We start from the raw sequence: 17,928 nt of genomic DNA, 5'->3' as shown, positions 1-17,928 counted from the left end.
AGTTTCCGTGTAATTTCACAAAAAATCTTGACTTCCACATTGAAATATGGTACAATAAAAATAATTGGATTGACAACAGTGCAAAATATGCACGTGCATTCTGTGAAAGGAAGGATTTTATTATGAAGAAATGGGTTGCGGTGATCTCTGCCGCAGTGCTGGCATTCACCGGAACGGCTGCGGCTGTACCGACTGCGATGGCAGCTGCTGAGCCGAGCACCGACTACAACTATGGAGAAGCTCTGCAAAAGTCGATGTTTTTCTACGAAGTGCAGCAGTGCGGCGAACTGCCGGAATGGAATGAGGTCACATGGCGCGCTGACGCTATGACAAACGACTTCGTACCCGGCGGCTGGTTCGATGCTGGTGACCATCTGAAATTCACACTGACAAATGCCTATGCAGCCACCATGCTGGGCTGGGGTCTGTATCAGTATGGTGACGGCGTGGAAAAGTGCGGTCAGACAGAACTGTACGAGAACAATTTGCAGTTTGCCCTGGACTATCTGGTGGGCTGTGATCTGGGCGATGAAATTGTCTATATGATCGGCGAAGGCTCCTTTGACCACGTGTGGTGGGGCGCAGCTGAAATGTATATGGCAAAGTATGAGCTGATGAAGGGCGAAACAGAACGTCCGTATTATACCTGCAATGACAGCTGTATTGAGGCGCAGATGGCGGCTGCACTCTGTACCGGTTATCTCAATTTCAAGGATTCCAAGCCGGAGAAAGCGGCGGAGTACCTGGAACATGCAAAGGCATTGTTTGAGCGTGCTGACACAAACCGTTCCATTGGAGATGATCCGGAGGAACAGCCCTATTATAAGATTACGACATTCTACGATGATCTGTTCTTTGCAGCAAACTGGCTGTATATGGCAACCGGCGAGCAGAAGTATCTGGATCTCTGCAAATCGGATTATATTCCGAATCTGGGGAAGGAAGAACAGTCCTCCGAAATGAAGTTTACCTGGGGTCACTGCTGGGACGATGTCCAGCAGGGCGGCACACTTCTGTATGCCATCAATACCGGCGATTCCACCTGGAAGGATCAGTTCAAGAAACATCTGGAATACTGGACAACAGGTTACGGCGGAAAGCAGATCACTTATACACCGGACGGCCTGCCGTGGCTGTTCCAGTGGGGTTCTCTGCGTCATGCAACGACCACAGCATTCCTGGCATATGTGGCAGTGGATCAGCTCTATGCCGATGATGCAAGCCTTGTGAATAAGTATACAGAATTTGCGGACAACGTTATGAACTATTGCTTCGGTGATAATTCCGCAAATTACAGCTATGTCGTTGGCATGGGTGAAGATTATCCAAAGGCATGGCACCATAGAACCTCCAGCGGCGCATGGAATGACAAGTGGAGCAACATCGGTCAGACCGAGGGAGAAGATGCCAAGCCGCATGCACATATTCTGTACGGTGCTCTGGTGGGCGGTCCGGATCAGAAGGACGGCTATTCTGACAAGATCGGCGACTATCAGTATTCCGAGGTTGCCATCGACTATAACGCAGGCTATACCGCAGCACTGTGTGCTATGGTAGAAAAATACGGCGGCACGTCCGACCCGGATTTCCCGCCCACAGAAACACCGAAGTGGGATGAATTCTCCATTTCTGCTTCTGTGAACCAGGCGGCGTCCAGCTACACTGAGCTGAAAGTATTCGCTCTGAACCATAGCGCATGGCCGGCAAGATTCGTGAAGGATCTGTCTTATAACTATTACTTTGATATCAGCGAACTGGTAAATGCGGGCATGTCTGCAGATGACATTTCCGTAAGAGTCGGCTATGATCAGCACGCATCAGACAAGGGTGCCATCTCCATCTCCGATCCGATCCAGTATGACGGCAATATTTACTATGTGAAGCTGTCCTTTGCAGACGGCAGCGTGGTAATGCCCACAGGTCAGTCTGAACACCGCAGCGAGTGTCAGTTCCGTATCTCTATCCCCGACAACGTACAGGGTGTATGGGATCCCACCAATGACTATTCCTTTGAGGGACTTTCTCAGGGCGGCGAGGATGCCATGGTAATCACAGACAAGATCACCATGTACGACGGCGATACCCTCATCTGGGGCGTAGAGCCAGACGGCACCACACCGGAAGTGACTACACCTACCACAAAGCCGGCACAGACTACCACGACTACAGAAACCACCACTACTGCCAGTTCTGTTTCGGAAACAACGACTTCGGATAGCTACGTTACTCAAACAACAACATCGGAATACGTGATCTATGAATCTGAGGGTGCGCTTTTGCTGACCCAGTCTCCGGATAAACTGACCTACAGCGTTGGAGAAGAACTGGATCTCACCGGACTGGGCGTGACACTGAACTATTATTATGGAAAAGACAGCTGTGATGTGATCTTTGATAATGTGTTCCCCGCAGATTATCCGGAGAATTTCACTGTGGATGCCTCGGAATTTGACAGCTCCACACCGGGAACCTACACCATCCGCGTGAAATGCAGCACAGATCTGACCTTGAACTATCGTGTATTCATGAATGAAGTATCCTTTGACGTGACTGTCGGTGATGGCAGCGTGACCACGGCTACAGAGGAAACCACCACTACAACCACCACAAAAAACTCCGGCGGGAATACACCAGATACAGTGCTCTATGGTGACGTCAACCTGGATGGCAGAGTGGACATCACCGATGCAGTTCTGCTGAACAAGGCGTCTGCTGGTGCAGTTTCTCTTGGAGACCAGGCTGCGGCAAATGCCGACTGCAATGCCAATGGCGAGCTTGGCGCAGACGACGCCATTGCGCTGCTGAAATTCCTGGTACACCTGATCAGTTCTCTGCCCACAGAGTAAAACAGGCACATCTCATATGAAAAAGACGGACATCTCTTTATGGGAGGTGTCCGTTTCTTTATGCGGTACTGCCTTACATTTATAACAGAAAGACCTGCATCAACGGGGCATTCCCGTCAATGCAGGTCTTTTTATAATGATACTATTTTTTTACCATAAGCTTACGATGCATCCGGCAGGCTCATTACCAGGTGTACCAGGAACTTCAGAAGTACCATAGCATCGTTGCTGCCCAATTCTTTATTTGCATCGCAGTCTGCGTTTCGTGCCGCCTGGTCGCCCAGGGATACTGCACCGGCAGTTGCTTTGTTCAGCAGAACGGCATCGGTGATGTCCACTCTGCCATCCAGGTTCACGTCGCCGTACAGTACGCTTTCTTCTGCGCTGACGCTGCTTTCGGAAATGCTTGGCGCTATTATGGAACTGGTAGTTGTTGATTCTGAAGCAATCGTTGTTGTTGAAGAAGATGCTGCTGTTGTATTCTCAGTGGAAACAGTGGAACTGCTGGTTTTTGCAGTCGTTTCCGTCTGGCTTGCTGTGGTCTTGGAGGTGGTAGTGGTAGTCTCTGTAGTGGTAGTCTCTGTAGTGGTAGTGCTTGTGACAACCACCGGCGGTTTGGAATCCGTAAGCTTTCCGCAGATAATACCGCAGCCAACAGTGGACATATAAACCGTACCAAAGGTGTTCATATCGCCTACCAGGAAGTTACCGTTACCGGTACCGCCATAAAGCTTGTTCTGATTGATCAGAACCCAGGAGCTGCCGCCGTCAACAGAACGATAAATTCCTTCCGGATCAGATTCCTGGGGCTTGCCGTACATATAAAGGGTGTTCAGACCGCCCTCTTTTTCCGGTGCGCCATAGCCAACAGTCTTGCAGTAGAAAACATCCAGCTGCTCAACGGTTTTTCCGCCGTTTGTCACATGGTACATGCCATACCAGCCTGCGCCCAGGATGATGTTATCCTCGCCCAGATAGGCAATTCTGCCGGCGCTGTCGCATTGGTCGTACATGGCGATGTCTGTGCCGGTAAAGGTCTTGCCATAGTCAGTGCTCACATAGAAGGTATAATGTGCATCAGAGAAATCCGGCTCTGTCTTGGAGTAGAACCAGGAGGAATTATAATAGGTTGCATAGGCATAAACCACATTGGGCTGATCTGGTTCTACCAGCATATAGGTGGTCTTGGAACCATAAGCAGAGGTAATGCCGGAGCAGCTGTTCCAGGTCTGTCCCCAGTCGTCAGAATAGCTGACGTTGCCGTCATCCTTGCCGGATTTGAAAATGCGATAGGTGCTGTCATTCAGCTGTGTGATGGCTGCTTTTCCGCCTACAGAGTTCGCCATTTTGTTCCATGTTGTACCGCCGTCTGTGGTGTAATAGCCGGGAGAATAATCATTCTGGTTTTCGGCGATTCGTACCATCACATCCGGATTCTGCGGACAGTAGGCGATAGCACTGGTAGAACCCATATTCGGTTGGTGCTGTTTGCCGGGCAAGGTTACATCTGCATGTTCAAATCCGTCATAGTCGCCGATAGCAGAATAGGGGTTGCCACCCGGAATACTGATCATATCCAGTGCAACTACTTCTTCGACGCCGTTGGGGTGGAAGTAATAAACCGGCAGTTCGTCCCAGACATTGTCGCAGTTGAATATACCGTTACCGGAAGTAATGACGATTTTATTGGAATCCCGGGGATCCAGAACCATAGAACCGACCCAGTGGATGGCTTTATTTTGGATCCAGTCGAAGCCGCCGTCCTGCAAATAGTCCGCCTGAAGGGGCTGACCCCAGCCTTTGGCGTTTCCGGGTGTGATGCTTTCCCAGGTGGCGCCGCCATCCTCAGAACGATAGAACTGGTCACCCCAGCATACCTTGTCATCTTCCCATGCGCCCTCATACCACAGCTGCGAAGACCATACGCCGCAGGTGGTTGCCACAAGCTTGTTGGGATCAGCCGGGTCGGCATAAATTTCGCCCATACTGTCTGTGCCGCTGGGAGAAATGTTTGTGACGCTTCCGGTAGCGATGTTATATTTGTAAGCACCACCGCCAGTGCGGTCAAAGGTCAGACCGCCTACATATGTGATGAACAAATTACCGTTGTTGTCTGTGGTGATTCTGGAGGGGTAGGCATTTGCAGGAAGATCTGCACTCAGCTGTGTGAATTCGTCAGAGCCCACATCTGCGACTACCATATTATAATCGGCATTATTCACCGAGGTGCCTACATAAACCTTTCCATCCTGAATGAAAATCGTGGAAACACCATTCTGCATGTTGTATGCGTTGTCGTCGCTGGTGGTCGCAGCCCGGACAGTGTGATTTGTCCAGAATGGCCACTTTACAGTATACTGATAATATCCCAGGTCATCATAGCCCTTGACAGGAGACCAGGTCTTTCCGCCGTCCTTGGACATGATCAGCGCAGACGAACCCGAAGCCACATCGCCGCCGCAGTAGATCACATCTGGATTGTCCGGATCAACGGCAATGGATTCACCGCACTGACGGCCATAGCCGTTTCCGTGTACCTGGATCATATCGGTGACGTCCACCTGAGTAAAGGTCTTTCCGCCGTCTGTGGTTTTAAAGATCACCGTGCGTGCGTCAGAAAAATAAGCACAGCCGCACAGGAAATAAACCGTGTTGTCATCTGTAGGATCGATTGCCATAGAATCCACACTCAGCAGACCACGGTCTGCCTCGTTCAGAAACGCAAACAGCTGTTCCCATTCTTCTGTTTCATAGTTGTATCGATAAGCGCCGCCTACGTCTGTCCGGGCGTACATTTCCTTTTGTCCAGCTACGATGCCGGAGACAAAACCGCCGCCGCCGATCCTTACGGCATCCCAATCCATAGATGCCTCAATGGATTCTGTTGCCTGTGCCGACAATGGTGATACAATGCCGGCTGTGCCGATACCAGTGCACAGCAGAACTGCTGCCGTTAAAACTGATATACATTTGTTCTTTTTGTTCATGGATAATCCCCTTTCCAAAGAATTTGGCAGTGCATGAAGAAAGAATGTCCCATTGCACTGCCGGGCAGGTTGCATTTATATTCATTCTCATTATAGCACACTTTGTGCAGAATTGCAAGAATGAAATAACATTGCAGCCGAGATTTGTATATTATATCTACAGTATGGGGTGCTTTTTCGGCAATGTGCACAATATCCTCAATAATGCACAAAAACTGGGGAGAACATTTGGCGAATTTACCACATGACAGCGCAGAGAAAGTGTGGTATAATACAATAGATGTAACCACTTTGTAAGAATTAGACGATTTTCTTGTTAGAAACATTACAATTTGGAGAAAAAGCAAGAAGAATAACGACAAAGAAGTAAAAACAGAGAGAAAGGGAACGATTATGGCGAAACGATCGAAAGACGGCGTTTGGGAACGCTTTTCGAGAACAGGAGTTATCTTGGTTTTATTGTATGTGATGTTTATTATTCTGGGCTTTGCAGTGCGTCTGCTGTTTTTCTCGGACGAACGGAGCGTGAGCATCATTCCCGACAATAATAATGTCATCGCTTCGGCAGAGGGTACCGCAGTACAGAGCACGGATGCTTTGGAAATGGACGGAAACAGCGAAGCGACCAATGCCAACATTCTGGAACTGAAAGTAGACCAGAAATTTCTGGCAGTGCTGGAGGGAAATACGGCTGGCATTGCAGTGAACATGTCCACTACCGGTCAGGCGAGTGCCGGCGATCTGGTCTGGAGCAGCAGCGATGAATCCGTTGCCACGGTAGATGCTTCCGGTACAGTTACCGGCGTAAAGCAGGGCAAGTGCGACATCACCGTTGCAGTCAAGGGAAACGAAACGATCTCCCGGACTGTGCCGGTGACCGTGCGGAAACTGGAGCAGAAAGACGGCTGCACCTATATTGACGGTATTCTGATGGTAAATAAGACCTACGGTCTGCCGGAAAGCTTTGATCCGGGTCAGCTGGATGCGACAGCAAGGGCAGCTTTTGAACAGCTGAAAGCAGATGCTGCAAAGGAAAATCTGAGCATCTATATTGGTTCGGATTACCGGGACTATCAGTATCAGGTGACCATTTATAACAATTACAGCGAACTGTACGGCTGGGAGATGGCAGATACTTTCTCGGCACGTCCTGGACATTCGGAGCACCAGACAGGATTGACCATCGACTGCAACTCCATTGACGATGCCTTCGGAGATACCCAGGAGGCAGCGTGGCTGGCGGAACACTGTGCGGACTATGGCTTTATCGTGCGATTCCCGGAGGGAAAAGAGGACATCACCGGCTATAAGTATGAGCCGTGGCACATCCGCTATGTAGGTGTGGATACTGCGAAAGAGATCAATTCTCTGGGTCTGTCCCTGGAGGAATACCTGGGTGTGGATTCTGTATATACCACGCCTTGGGAAGGCTGATTGCAGCAGTACAAGACATTATAATAGTATGACGATAGATCTCCGTGCCTTTGGGCGCGGAGATTTCTCATTCGGTGTTGCATGATATCAGCAGCGGAAGGACGGCACAGAAGAGACGTTGAGTAACTGTACGATTTATGCCGATGTGGAAATGGGAGATACCGCCATCTTGCAAACCCATGCCGGATTGTTTGGAATCGGCTATTACGCAGCAAAATTACCCTGAATTGAAAAAAATTACTTTCAGCCCCAAAAAAATTTCAAAAAACCATTCCCAAAAGAAGAAAAATGTGCTATAATAGAAACAAAGCCGCCCGAATCCAGGGGAAACCTGACGATTTGCGGCAAAACTATCAAAAAAAGAGGTTTTTGAGATGGAAATCAAGAAACAATTGACCACATGTCCGAAGGAGAAGCCCCAGGACGAGAGCAAGCTGGGCTTCGGTCATATCTTCACGGACCACATGCTCATGATGCCCTATGACAAAGGACAGGGCTGGCACGATCCGGTGATCCTGCCCTATGGGGACATCACCCTTAGCCCGGCGGCAATGTGCCTGCACTACGGTCAGACCGTGTTCGAGGGACTGAAAGCATACCGCCGTGCAGATGGCGGCGTACAGCTGTTCCGTCCGGAGGAGAACTTCAAGCGTCTGAACCGTTCCAACGAGCGTCTGGTCATTCCGGAACTGCCCGTAGAACTGGGTATGCAGTGCCTGAAAGAACTGGTTTCTGTAGAAAAGGACTGGGTACCCCATCAGGAAGGTGCGTCCCTTTACATCCGTCCGTACATTTTCGCAACAGATCCGTTCCTGGGCGTACATCCGGGTGAACACTATCTGTTCATGATTATCCTGTCTCCGTCCGGTCCGTACTATGCAAGCGGTCTGGATCCGGTCAACATTTATGTAGAAAATAAGTATGTCCGCACTGTTCGCGGCGGCACAGGCTATGCCAAGACCGGCGGTAACTATGCAGCTTCACTCCACAGCCAGGATGATGCCTATAAGCAGGGCTACTCCCAGGTGCTGTGGCTGGACGGCGTAGAGCAGAAGTACATCGAAGAAGTAGGCGCTATGAACATTGCCTTTGTTATTGACGGCGAGGTTGTGACACCGTCTCTGGAGAGCGGCTCGATTCTGTCGGGTATCACCAGAAAATCCGCTCTGGAACTGTGCCGCAGCAAGGGTATTCCGGTATCCGAGCGCCGTATCACCATCCAGGAGATTGCCGATGCCTATGATGCAGGCAAGCTGACGGAAGTATTTGGCACGGGTACTGCCGCAGTTATCTCTCCGGTAGGTCACCTGAAGTGGGGCGACAAGGTCATGATCATCAATGACAACAAGATCGGACCTGTTTCCCAGATGATCTACGACACCCTGACCGGCATCCAGTGGGGCAAGATTCCGGACGAATTCGGCTGGATCGTTCCCATTGACTGATTGCGATTATGCTGAAAGAAATTCTTTCCCCCAAGACCTGTGCAGAATGCAGACTTTGCTGCGGTTTTGACTGCACCGACCTCTGGGAACTGCCGGTGCTGCCGGCGGAAACCGTGGAAGCTGTTCGCCGCAGAGATTCTGCCGTCACTCTTACAGCGGCAGGCGAGGAACAGACCTTTACTCCACCGGAACTCCGGGAAGGTGAAATTTACATTTGTCCCATGCTGGGAGAGTCCGGCTGTACCATGGGTGAGGAAAAGCCCTTTGACTGCAAGATCTGGCCGTTCCGCATGATGCAGGATGAGACCGGCGCTTTGCGGATTGCCGTGGCGTCTTATTGTCCGGGCATGGAGCAGTATACAGAGGAGCAGCTCCGGGACTTCTTGTCTCAGGGACTGGCACAGCGGATTCTGGACTATGCCAAAGCGCATCCGTCTCATGTAAAGCCCTTTTCGGCGCAGTACCGGATGATCTGGTGAATTTTGCTTGTAAAAGTAATACGATAATGAAAACAACCTGGGAAGCTTTGCTCTTCTCAGGTTGCTTTTTTGACTTGATAAATTAGATTTTATTCATCTTTTTTATTGAAAAACGAATATAATAAACCAAAAACGATCATTCCAACAACAGCACCGCCCATGATCCCAAAGCAAATACCCATTGAGATATTGCCTGTAACTGCACCAAGTATCATGCCAACGCTGATGCCTAATGAAATACAGACTGGCAGTGCAAGAATAGCGAGCGCTTTTTTGGATTCCGGTTTTTTAGACATTCTGATATTCCTCCTGAAAATCTGACTTATTATTACACCGATTATACCACCAGAAGAAACAAAAGTCAATCCAATCACAAAAAACGCAAAGCCACTTCTGACACACCGCATCAGAAGTGGCTTTCACACATCTTTATCAATCCCACGTCAGGGATTCTCTTTTGGGCATCACGTTTACCGCATTGTCCAGCGCAGCAACGAGCCGGTTCCAGGTTACCGCATCGACTTTGCCGGACGGTGGGGTACTGGTCAGCTTCTGGAATTCCTGGACAGCGTGTGCAGTGGTATTGTCAAATACACCGCTTGCCTGCACAGGGGGCAGCTGGGGGAAAACCGACTGGATCGCCTGTAGAATGCCCTGAATGAGATACACACCGGCACCGTTGCCGCCGAGGGAATAGCTGTTGATGACGCCTGCCGGAAAGAGGACGATAGCATTCAGCGACGGCACGACCTCTTTCAGATATGCTTCTACAAGGGCATTCCATGTGGCGGTATTGGCTGCGCCATTGGGACGCAGTTGGTTTTTCTGCTGAAACTCCCGGACAGCGGCGGCAGTTTTAGGGCCATAGACGCCGTCCGGCGAAACATGTGGAAGATCCTGGACATGGGCAAGCCCGTGCAGATAGGTCTGCAATTCCCGGATATGCTCCCGCTTTTGTTCTTCGGTGTAAGCCATTTGCGCACCTCCTTATCTGATAATATACCCCGGTGCCTGATACGGCTGTTTGTTATACCCATATTTCAGATCCGAATACAAACTCGTAATGGCATTCCAGGCAGCCGCACCCACTACGCCATTCTGGGGATAGCCGAACTGCCGCTGAAATGCAATGACAGATGCCTTTGTCATAGGTCCGAAATAGCCTGTGGCATTTACCGCCGGGATCTCCGGATAAGTTTCGTGGATATAGGAGAGATACGTTTGCAGCAACTTCACATATTCGCTGGTAGTACCTTCCCGCAGGACAACACCCGGATAGAGTACCACATCATTGACGGTGGTGTCGGTGGGCACGGATTCCACAATGCCGGAATATGCATCGAACATGGCATACCAGGTGTCGCCGTCCACGATTCCCGTCTGGGGCAGCCCGAATACTTGCTGCAAAGACTTCACGGAAGTCTCCGTCTGCGCACCGAAATATCCCGTAATTTCCACAGGCTGTACTGCTGCATAATAGGCGCCGATGACAGCAAGATAATACTGAATGGTGCGGACATCCTGCCCCTGCATGCCAATTTGCAGCGTTCCGGTGAACTGCTGTTCTACTTCTTCCATGGTCAGTCCCTCTGAGTTCAGCTCCGCCAGATTCTTGACGCTGGTGAAAATATAGGCGATCTGATACCAGGTGGCTTCGTTGACCACGCCAGTCTCCGGCAAACCAAAAATATCCTGAAATACCTTTACGGCATCCTCCGTGATATAATCGAAATCGCCTACCACATCGCCGATTTTCGGAATAGCAGGGTAGTTTCTGGAGATACGGTTGAGCTGTACCTGAATGGTGCGCACCGGGTCGCCGCTGTATCCCAACTCCAGGGGAAAACCGGGATAGGAAGGCGTATTTGTCATAACGGGGACATTTGACACGATATCAATATTTTCGCCGTAATAATATTGCAGAATCTCATACGGCGTCATGCCCTGCTGCGCCAGGGGAACGGTGCCCCATTGGGACAGCCCGTCGCATGTCACCGTGGTACCGTTGCAGAATGCGGTGAACATCGGTTCCACACTGCCCTGCCGGCGGACGTAGGAGTTGAACAATTCATCCACCAGCTGGGCAACGTTTTCAAATACCTCTCTGCCGTATATGTATTTCTGGTCGAACTGGGTGGAGCTGGTGATGTCAAAAGGATATCCTCTTGCCCGGTACCACTCTGTATAGATACGGTTGAGGGCAAAGCTGACAATGACATAGATATTGGCACGGAGTGAATTTTCCGGCCATGTGGGATAAATTTCGCTGGAAGCCACATTTTTGATGTAATCCGGAAAGGAAACAGTGACATTTTCCCCATCATCCTGGGGACGTCCTAGGTGTACGGTAATGTTTCTGGGAATATAAGGTTCTCCGACTGGCATAGTGTTTCTCCTTAAAGATTCGGTTCTGTGTTTTGGTATGTGATGGTCTCCGGCTCTTCCTGAGGATAGATGGGCAGGGGAATCATAGAAAAGATCTGACGGGATGTAATGCCAGCGAAAACCGGCACATTTTCGCTGACCTGACGGTAATAGCCCGAAGCGTATACGCTCACATCATAGGTGCTGTAGGGCTGTAATTTCTCGTTCTGATCCAACGACAGGGAAGCCGCCGGAACGGGCAGAGCAATTTTTTCCGTTTCGCCGCTTTCATTGGTGACAGCCACATGCTCCAGCTCCATCTGTGTCCCGGTGCTGTTGGTGATGAGAACGGATACGCCGGGGATGGCTCTGGCATTTCCGGCAGAACGGGTGATGACCTGGAGCCAGCCGATGGCAGTCTGTGGCGCATTTCCTCGCTGCTGTGTTTCCGGCTGAATTTCCATCTCCGGTGCTGGGGCAGGTTGTTCCGGCATAGGCGCAGGCTCCGCAGGAATCACAGGATCCGGCGTGGGTGTTGGCTCCGGCATGGGTACAGGCTCTGGCTCTGGTGCTGGTTCCTGTTCAGGCAGTGTCTCTGGTTCGGGCATTGGCGCAGGCTCCGGCGGTACAGTTGGCTCCGGTTCCGGAATCGGTGCAGGTCTGGGTGTCGGAGTTTGCTCCGGCGTTGGAATAGACTGGGGCGATGCAGAAGCAGGCGGCGCAGGATTTGCCGCCTGCGCATTGCGGTATAGCCGCATGAGTTCCTCCTGATACTCCTCCGGTGTCCGGGGATGTTGGTTCTGATTTGGCATGAACAATTTCCTCCTTTGAGAATGCAGCAGTCATGATGCAACTGATACATGTTTATGCGTGCTGCCTTGCGGATATGCCGAAAAAAAGGAGCCTTATTACAGGCTCCCTCTGAATCAGCGCCGTTCCGTTGCAGCTGACGGCTCTGTCAGCGCTTCTCTTCGGAAGAGGAACGTCATACACCAGAGTGCAGAGATCGCAACCAGAATATAGATCGCACGGCTGATGAATGATGCTGCGCCGCCGAAGATCCAGGCGACGAGGTCGAATTCAAATACGCCGACCAGACCCCAGTTGATACCACCGATGATCAGCAGGATCAGTGCAAGCTTATCCCACATAGCATTCACCTCATTTCCGCACTCGCTGTAAAAATACTTGTCCGCTTTCTACAGATGTGCAGAAATAGTATTCCACCAGAGAGAAGTGTTATACATGGACTGTGCAGATCGAGAAAATACAGCAAAATTCGACAAAACTTGTGGAAATTCCGACGCATATTTTCATAATAATTAATAATACCGCACCATCCTTTTTGTGCATTTCTACAAAAAAACTGATTTTTCAAGAATTTTAGCGAAATCCCCTTGACGATTGCAGGGGGATTGTGTATAATATAAAAGGTGATAAACTGATTGGATGAAAGAATGTCTTCGACTGAAAACCTCTTTTTATTCATGGTTTTATCGAGTTTTTCATTTGATTTTATCACTCGTTTTGTTGTCTCCTTTCTTTTGTTCTACTGATTTTATATTATATAAAAGTCCAGGACATTACTTGCCCTGGCATTTTTTTATCCTGAATGGGATGTGTCCGGAATTATGCGAACACGTTCTGAACAGCAATATTGCACAAAAAAGCCCCTGTCTGCGTCCAGACAAGGGCTTTTCTCTATTTACATTCGGAAATCATTGCGACAGCTTCTGCCGGCTGCTTGTCCGCAGGGTGCAGACACTGTCAAAGGTCAGTTGGGTGGATAGTCGTATGAAAAAGAGCGGATCTTACTTGTTCTTGATTGCAGCCTGAGCAGCAGCCAGTCTTGCGATCGGCACACGGAACGGTGAGCAGGAAACATAGTCCAGACCGATTTCGTGGCAGAACTCAACAGATGTCGGGTCGCCGCCGTGCTCGCCGCAGATACCACAGTGCAGCTTGCTGTTTACGGGCTTGCCCAGGTCGATAGCCATCTTCATGAGCTTGCCGACACCAGTCTGATCCAGCTTTGCAAACGGATCGTTCTCGAAAATCTTTGCGTCATAATATGCACCCAGGAACTTACCAGCATCGTCACGAGAGAAGCCATAAGTCATCTGAGTCAGGTCGTTTGTACCGAAGCAGAAGAAGTCAGCTTCCTTTGCGATATCGTCAGCAGTCAGAGCAGCTCTCGGAATCTCGATCATGGTACCAACTTCATATGCCAGGTCACTGCCAGCAGCAGCGATCTCAGCATCAGCAGTCTCAACAACTACCTTCTTAACATACTTCAGTTCCTTCACATCGCCAACCAGCGGAATCATGATCTCCGGCTTTACAGTCCAATCCGGGTGATTCTTCTTCACATTGATTGCAGCCTTGATGATAGCCTTGGTCTGCATCTTAGCGATTTCCGGATAAGTAACAGCCAGACGGCAGCCGCGGTGACCCATCATCGGGTTGAACTCGTGGAGAGAAGCGATGATGTTCTTGATCTGCTCAACGGTCTTGCCCTGTGCATCAGCCAGCTTCTTGATATCCTCTTCTTCGGTCGGTACGAATTCGTGGAGCGGCGGATCCAGGAAACGGATGGTAACCGGATTGCCTTCCAGAGCCTCGTACAGAGCCTCGAAGTCGCCCTGCTGCATCGGCTCGATCTTTGCCAGAGCAGCTTCTCTTTCTTCTACAGTATCGGAGCAGATCATTTCACGGAATGCTGCGATTCTGTCAGCCTCGAAGAACATGTGCTCGGTACGGCACAGACCGATACCTTCAGCGCCCAGTTCACGAGCCTTCTTTGCGTCTGCCGGTGTATCTGCATTGGTACGAACCTTCAGAGTTCTGTACTTGTCAGCCCAGCCCATTACACGACCGAATGTGCCTGCGATAGAAGCGTCAACAGTCGGGATGATGCCGTCATAGATGTTACCGGTAGAACCGTCGATGGAGATGAAGTCGCCTTCTGTGAAGGTCTTTCCGCCCAGCTCGAACTTCTTGTTCTCTTCGTCCATCTTGATGTCGCCGCAGCCGGATACACAGCAGGTACCCATACCACGAGCAACAACGGCAGCGTGAGAGGTCATACCGCCGCGAACGGTCAGAATACCCTGAGAAGCCTTCATACCGGTGATATCTTCCGGAGAAGTTTCCAGACGAACCAGGATTACCTTTTCGCCCTTTGCATTCCAGGTCTCAGCGTCGTCAGCTGTGAATACAACCTTACCGCATGCAGCACCAGGAGATGCGCCCAGACCCTTGCCGATAGGAGTAGCAGCCTTCAGTGCCTTTGCATCGAACTGCGGGTGCAGCAGAGTGTCCAGGTTTCTCGGGTCGATCATCAGAACAGCTTCTTCTTCTGTCTTGTGTCCTTCATCTACCAGGTCACAAGCGATCTGCAGCGCAGCCTGAGCGGTTCTCTTACCGTTACGGCACTGCAGCATGTACAGCTTCTTGTTTTCAACAGTGAATTCCATATCCTGCATGTCGTGATAGTGGTTTTCCAGAGTATCACAAACCTTGATGAATTCAGCATATGCCTCCGGGAATTCCTCTTCCATCTGAGCGATGGGCATCGGTGTACGAACACCGGCAACAACGTCCTCGCCCTGTGCGTTGATCAGGAATTCACCCATCAGCTTCTTTTCACCAGTAGCCGGGTCACGGGTAAATGCAACACCAGTACCAGACTGATTGTTCAGGTTACCGAATACCATCGGCATTACGTTTACAGCGGTACCCCAGCTGTACGGAATATCGTTATCACGACGATATACGTTAGCTCTCGGGTTGTCCCAGCTGCGGAATACAGCCTCGATAGCGAGCTTCAGCTGCTCAACCGGATCAGACGGGAAGTCTGTGCCCAGCTGATTCTTATACTCAGCCTTGAACTGTTCAGCCAGAGTCTTGAGATCCTGTGCAGTCAGCTCAACGTCGTACTGAACGCCCTTCTCTTCCTTCATCTTGTCGATGAGCTGTTCGAAGTACTTCTTACCAACTTCCATAACAACGTCAGAGAACATCTGGATGAAACGTCTGTAGGAGTCATATACGAAACGCTCGAAAGCCGGATCCGGGTTGCCTGCGATCATAGCAGCAACAACATCGTCATTCAGACCCAGGTTCAGGATGGTATCCATCATACCCGGCATGGATGCACGTGCACCGGAACGTACAGAAACCAGAAGCGGATTCTTCAGATCGCCGAACTTCTTGCCGTTGATCTCTTCCATCTTCTTGACGCCTTCCATGACCTGATCCATGATCTCGTCGCTGATCTTGCGTCCATCTTCATAATACTGTGTACAAGCCTCAGTTGTGATGGTGAAGCCCTGCGGTACAGGAAGACCGATGCTTGTCATTTCAGCCAGGTTAGCACCCTTGCCTCCGAGAAGGTTGCGCATGCTCATGTCGCCTTCGCTAAACATATAAACCCATTTGTTTGCCATTGGTAACTACCTCCAGTTTTAAATTCGTTTGTGTGTCCGGCTGCGTGATTGCACAAAGGGAAAATCTGGCAAATTCTCCGCTTCCAGCCGGCGTATTCTTATTATAACATACTTCGCGTGAAAATACTATACATTTTTTAAAAAAAATCTGCCCCTTTTTTTGTGGCAAGTTATACAAAAATCACAATACACAAATTTTTTTTGCAAAAGGGCTTGCAAAAGTTTCAAGATTTTGTCATAATATAAAGTAAGGCGTTTTGTCCCGGTGCAAGGGGGTTCCGGGTGAACGGTTTCCACGGCGCAGTTTGCAGATAGATTGCAGAGCAGGCGGCTTGCTCCTGTTGCAGTTCAGAGTTGTGCGTTATTTGCATATTGCTGCCGTATGATGAAAAAATACAGGAGGCATTTTGTTATGAACCAAGTAGTAATTCTTGCCGGCGGCCACGGCAATCGTATGAAAGCGGCTATTCCGAAGCCCATGCTCCAGGTGCTGGATGTTCCCATGCTGGGCTGGGTGATCCGTGCCTGCGAGGGTGCAGGACTGAGCCGGATCTGTGTTGTGACCGGCTATAAGGCACAGTACGTAGAGCTTTATCTGAATGATCGTTATCGCACCGCACTCCAGGCGGAACAGCTGGGCACAGGCCATGCTGTCATGCAGGCGGACAAATTCCTCCGGGAATTCGATGACGGCAACACGCTGGTGCTCTGCGGCGATGCGCCCTTTATGGACAGTGACACCATTGCCAATGCCCTGAAGCTCCACGAGGCACAGGAAAATGCGGTCACCGTTATTACAGCGGAACTAGAGAATCCCAAGGGCTATGGCAGAATTCTCCGCAGTGAAAACGGCATTGCTGCTATTGTAGAGGAAAAAGACGCAACAGATACACAGCGTGCCATCCGTGAGGTAAACTCCGGTGCATACTGGTTCCGCACCAAGGCACTGCTGGAACTGCTGGGCGGTCTGTCCCAGTCCAACGCACAGGGCGAATATTACCTGACAGATACCGTGGGTCTGGCACTGGAACGTGGCTGGAAAGCCAGCGCATACCGCAGTGAAAATCCCGATGTGATCCTGGGTGCCAATACCCGGAAGGATCTGCTGCATCTGAACGAGGTGGCACGTCAGCGTGTTCTGGATCAGCACATGGATAACGGCGTGAATTTTGTCTGCACTGACGGCATCATCATCGGCAGCGATGTGGAGATCGGCGCAGAGACTACCATTCTCCCGGGCACTATCTTAAAGGGAAAGACCAAGATCGGCTCCAAGTGTACCATCGGTCCCAACTGTCTCATTGAAAACTGCACCATCGGCGATCATGTTACGCTGAATTATGTGCAGGCATACGAGTCTGAGATCGAGGATGCTGTCAAGGCAGGACCTTTTGTACATATCCGTCCGGATTCTCATCTGAAAAACGGCGTGAAGATCGGCGATTTCGTGGAGGTCAAGAATTCCACTGTCGGCGAACAGACAGCCATTGCCCATCTGACCTATGTGGGCGACAGCGACGTGGGCAAGAAGGTCAACTTCGGTTGCGGTACGGTTACGGTGAACTACGACGGCATGAAAAAACAGCGCTGCGTTATCGGGGATAACTGCTTTATCGGCTGTAACACCAACCTCATTGCACCGGTGGAACTGGGTAAGGGTGCCTATACCGCAGCCGGCTCCACAGTCACCAAGGATGTGCCGGACTATGCACTTGCCGTAGAACGTGCTGATTTGAAGGTAAAAGAGGGTTACAGCCTGAAAAAGCTTCGGGATAAGCTGTTCCCGGCAGACGAAAGCGGCAAGAAGTAAGCTCTTTTGAATCGTTCTGTTGCACTTGTAGGGGGGATATTATCCGCCCGTGTACTTCATTTCTAAGGCAACACCGCACAAAGAGCGCCTGACGGCTTTGCACGTCATATGCTTG

At 50.4% G+C, this 17,928-nt stretch carries 12 protein-coding genes; 5 read left to right on the top strand and 7 right to left on the bottom strand.

Annotated elements, in window-relative coordinates; all coding sequences use genetic code 11:
- The first annotated feature begins 122 nt into the window (after window positions 1-122).
- A complete protein-coding gene (locus Q0418_RS07330) occupies window positions 123-2,846 on the top strand; it encodes a glycoside hydrolase family 9 protein (protein ID WP_298483489.1) in 2,724 nt (907 codons plus the stop codon).
- A gap of 161 nt (window positions 2,847-3,007) precedes the next feature.
- On the opposite strand, the gene Q0418_RS07325 is transcribed toward Q0418_RS07330, so the two are convergent.
- Complete coding sequence (locus tag Q0418_RS07325) at window positions 3,008-5,833, bottom strand: dockerin type I domain-containing protein (RefSeq protein WP_298483488.1); 2,826 nt, start codon at window positions 5,831-5,833, stop codon at window positions 3,008-3,010.
- A gap of 393 nt (window positions 5,834-6,226) precedes the next feature.
- Between Q0418_RS07325 and Q0418_RS07320 the strand changes: the two genes are divergently transcribed.
- The 3 genes from Q0418_RS07320 (at window position 6,227) to Q0418_RS07310 (ending at window position 9,191) form a co-directional block, all read left to right on the top strand.
- Window positions 6,227-7,267 carry a D-alanyl-D-alanine carboxypeptidase family protein gene (locus Q0418_RS07320; protein ID WP_298483487.1) on the top strand — a complete coding sequence of 347 codons (1,041 nt, stop codon included), beginning with the start codon at window positions 6,227-6,229 and terminating at the stop codon, window positions 7,265-7,267.
- Window positions 7,268-7,641: 374 nt separating this feature from the next.
- Window positions 7,642-8,712: a branched-chain amino acid aminotransferase gene (locus Q0418_RS07315; RefSeq protein ID WP_298483486.1), complete on the top strand. Its 1,071-nt coding sequence runs from the start codon at window positions 7,642-7,644 to the stop codon at window positions 8,710-8,712.
- Window positions 8,713-8,720: 8 nt separating this feature from the next.
- Entirely contained in the window at window positions 8,721-9,191 is a 471-nt protein-coding gene (locus Q0418_RS07310; RefSeq protein WP_298483485.1) for a hypothetical protein, read from the top strand.
- Between the two features lie 89 nt (window positions 9,192-9,280).
- On the opposite strand, the gene Q0418_RS07305 is transcribed toward Q0418_RS07310, so the two are convergent.
- The 6 genes from Q0418_RS07305 to ppdK form a co-directional block, all read right to left on the bottom strand.
- Window positions 9,281-9,487 (bottom strand): hypothetical protein, encoded by a 207-nt coding sequence (locus Q0418_RS07305; protein ID WP_298483484.1) that lies wholly within the window; start codon window positions 9,485-9,487, stop codon window positions 9,281-9,283.
- 136 nt (window positions 9,488-9,623) lie between these two features.
- A complete protein-coding gene (locus tag Q0418_RS07300) occupies window positions 9,624-10,166 on the bottom strand; it encodes a peptidoglycan-binding protein (RefSeq protein ID WP_298483483.1) in 543 nt (180 codons plus the stop codon).
- A gap of 12 nt (window positions 10,167-10,178) precedes the next feature.
- Entirely contained in the window at window positions 10,179-11,576 is a 1,398-nt protein-coding gene (locus tag Q0418_RS07295) for a peptidoglycan-binding protein (protein ID WP_298483482.1), read from the bottom strand.
- 11 nt (window positions 11,577-11,587) lie between these two features.
- The gene (locus Q0418_RS07290; RefSeq protein ID WP_298483481.1) at window positions 11,588-12,367 is read right to left on the bottom strand and encodes a carboxypeptidase-like regulatory domain-containing protein; all 780 of its coding nucleotides are present in this window, start codon (window positions 12,365-12,367) and stop codon (window positions 11,588-11,590) included.
- 114 nt (window positions 12,368-12,481) lie between these two features.
- The gene (locus Q0418_RS07285) at window positions 12,482-12,706 is read right to left on the bottom strand and encodes a DUF378 domain-containing protein (protein ID WP_298483480.1); all 225 of its coding nucleotides are present in this window, start codon (window positions 12,704-12,706) and stop codon (window positions 12,482-12,484) included.
- Window positions 12,707-13,366: 660 nt separating this feature from the next.
- The gene (gene ppdK / locus Q0418_RS07280; protein ID WP_298483479.1) at window positions 13,367-16,003 is read right to left on the bottom strand and encodes a pyruvate, phosphate dikinase; all 2,637 of its coding nucleotides are present in this window, start codon (window positions 16,001-16,003) and stop codon (window positions 13,367-13,369) included.
- A gap of 412 nt (window positions 16,004-16,415) precedes the next feature.
- On the opposite strand from ppdK, the gene glmU reads away from it, so the two are divergent.
- Window positions 16,416-17,813 carry a bifunctional UDP-N-acetylglucosamine diphosphorylase/glucosamine-1-phosphate N-acetyltransferase GlmU gene (gene glmU / locus Q0418_RS07275; RefSeq protein WP_298483478.1) on the top strand — a complete coding sequence of 466 codons (1,398 nt, stop codon included), beginning with the start codon at window positions 16,416-16,418 and terminating at the stop codon, window positions 17,811-17,813.
- Window positions 17,814-17,928 lie beyond the last annotated feature (115 nt).

The organism is uncultured Ruminococcus sp. (genome assembly GCF_937915125.1).
Taxonomy (GTDB): domain Bacteria; phylum Bacillota; class Clostridia; order Oscillospirales; family Ruminococcaceae; genus Ruminococcus_C.
Note: the sequence above shows the minus strand (reverse complement) of the source record. Positions and strands in the feature narration are given on the sequence as shown.

Excerpts from the sequence above, each read along its gene's own strand:
- Q0418_RS07305 (WP_298483484.1), bottom strand. The coding sequence starts at position 9,487 with ATGTCTAAAAAACCGGAATCCAAAAAAGCGCTCGCTATTCTTGCACTG.
- Q0418_RS07315 (WP_298483486.1), top strand. The coding sequence starts at position 7,642 with ATGGAAATCAAGAAACAATTGACCACATGTCCGAAGGAGAAGCCCCAG.
- ppdK (WP_298483479.1), bottom strand. The coding sequence starts at position 16,003 with ATGGCAAACAAATGGGTTTATATGTTTAGCGAAGGCGACATGAGCATG.
- glmU (WP_298483478.1), top strand. The coding sequence starts at position 16,416 with ATGAACCAAGTAGTAATTCTTGCCGGCGGCCACGGCAATCGTATGAAA.
- Q0418_RS07330 (WP_298483489.1), top strand. The coding sequence starts at position 123 with ATGAAGAAATGGGTTGCGGTGATCTCTGCCGCAGTGCTGGCATTCACC.
- Q0418_RS07325 (WP_298483488.1), bottom strand. The coding sequence starts at position 5,833 with ATGAACAAAAAGAACAAATGTATATCAGTTTTAACGGCAGCAGTTCTG.
- Q0418_RS07295 (WP_298483482.1), bottom strand. The coding sequence starts at position 11,576 with ATGCCAGTCGGAGAACCTTATATTCCCAGAAACATTACCGTACACCTA.
- Q0418_RS07310 (WP_298483485.1), top strand. The coding sequence starts at position 8,721 with ATGCTGAAAGAAATTCTTTCCCCCAAGACCTGTGCAGAATGCAGACTT.
- Q0418_RS07300 (WP_298483483.1), bottom strand. The coding sequence starts at position 10,166 with ATGGCTTACACCGAAGAACAAAAGCGGGAGCATATCCGGGAATTGCAG.
- Q0418_RS07290 (WP_298483481.1), bottom strand. The coding sequence starts at position 12,367 with ATGCCAAATCAGAACCAACATCCCCGGACACCGGAGGAGTATCAGGAG.
- Q0418_RS07320 (WP_298483487.1), top strand. The coding sequence starts at position 6,227 with ATGGCGAAACGATCGAAAGACGGCGTTTGGGAACGCTTTTCGAGAACA.
- Q0418_RS07285 (WP_298483480.1), bottom strand. The coding sequence starts at position 12,706 with ATGTGGGATAAGCTTGCACTGATCCTGCTGATCATCGGTGGTATCAAC.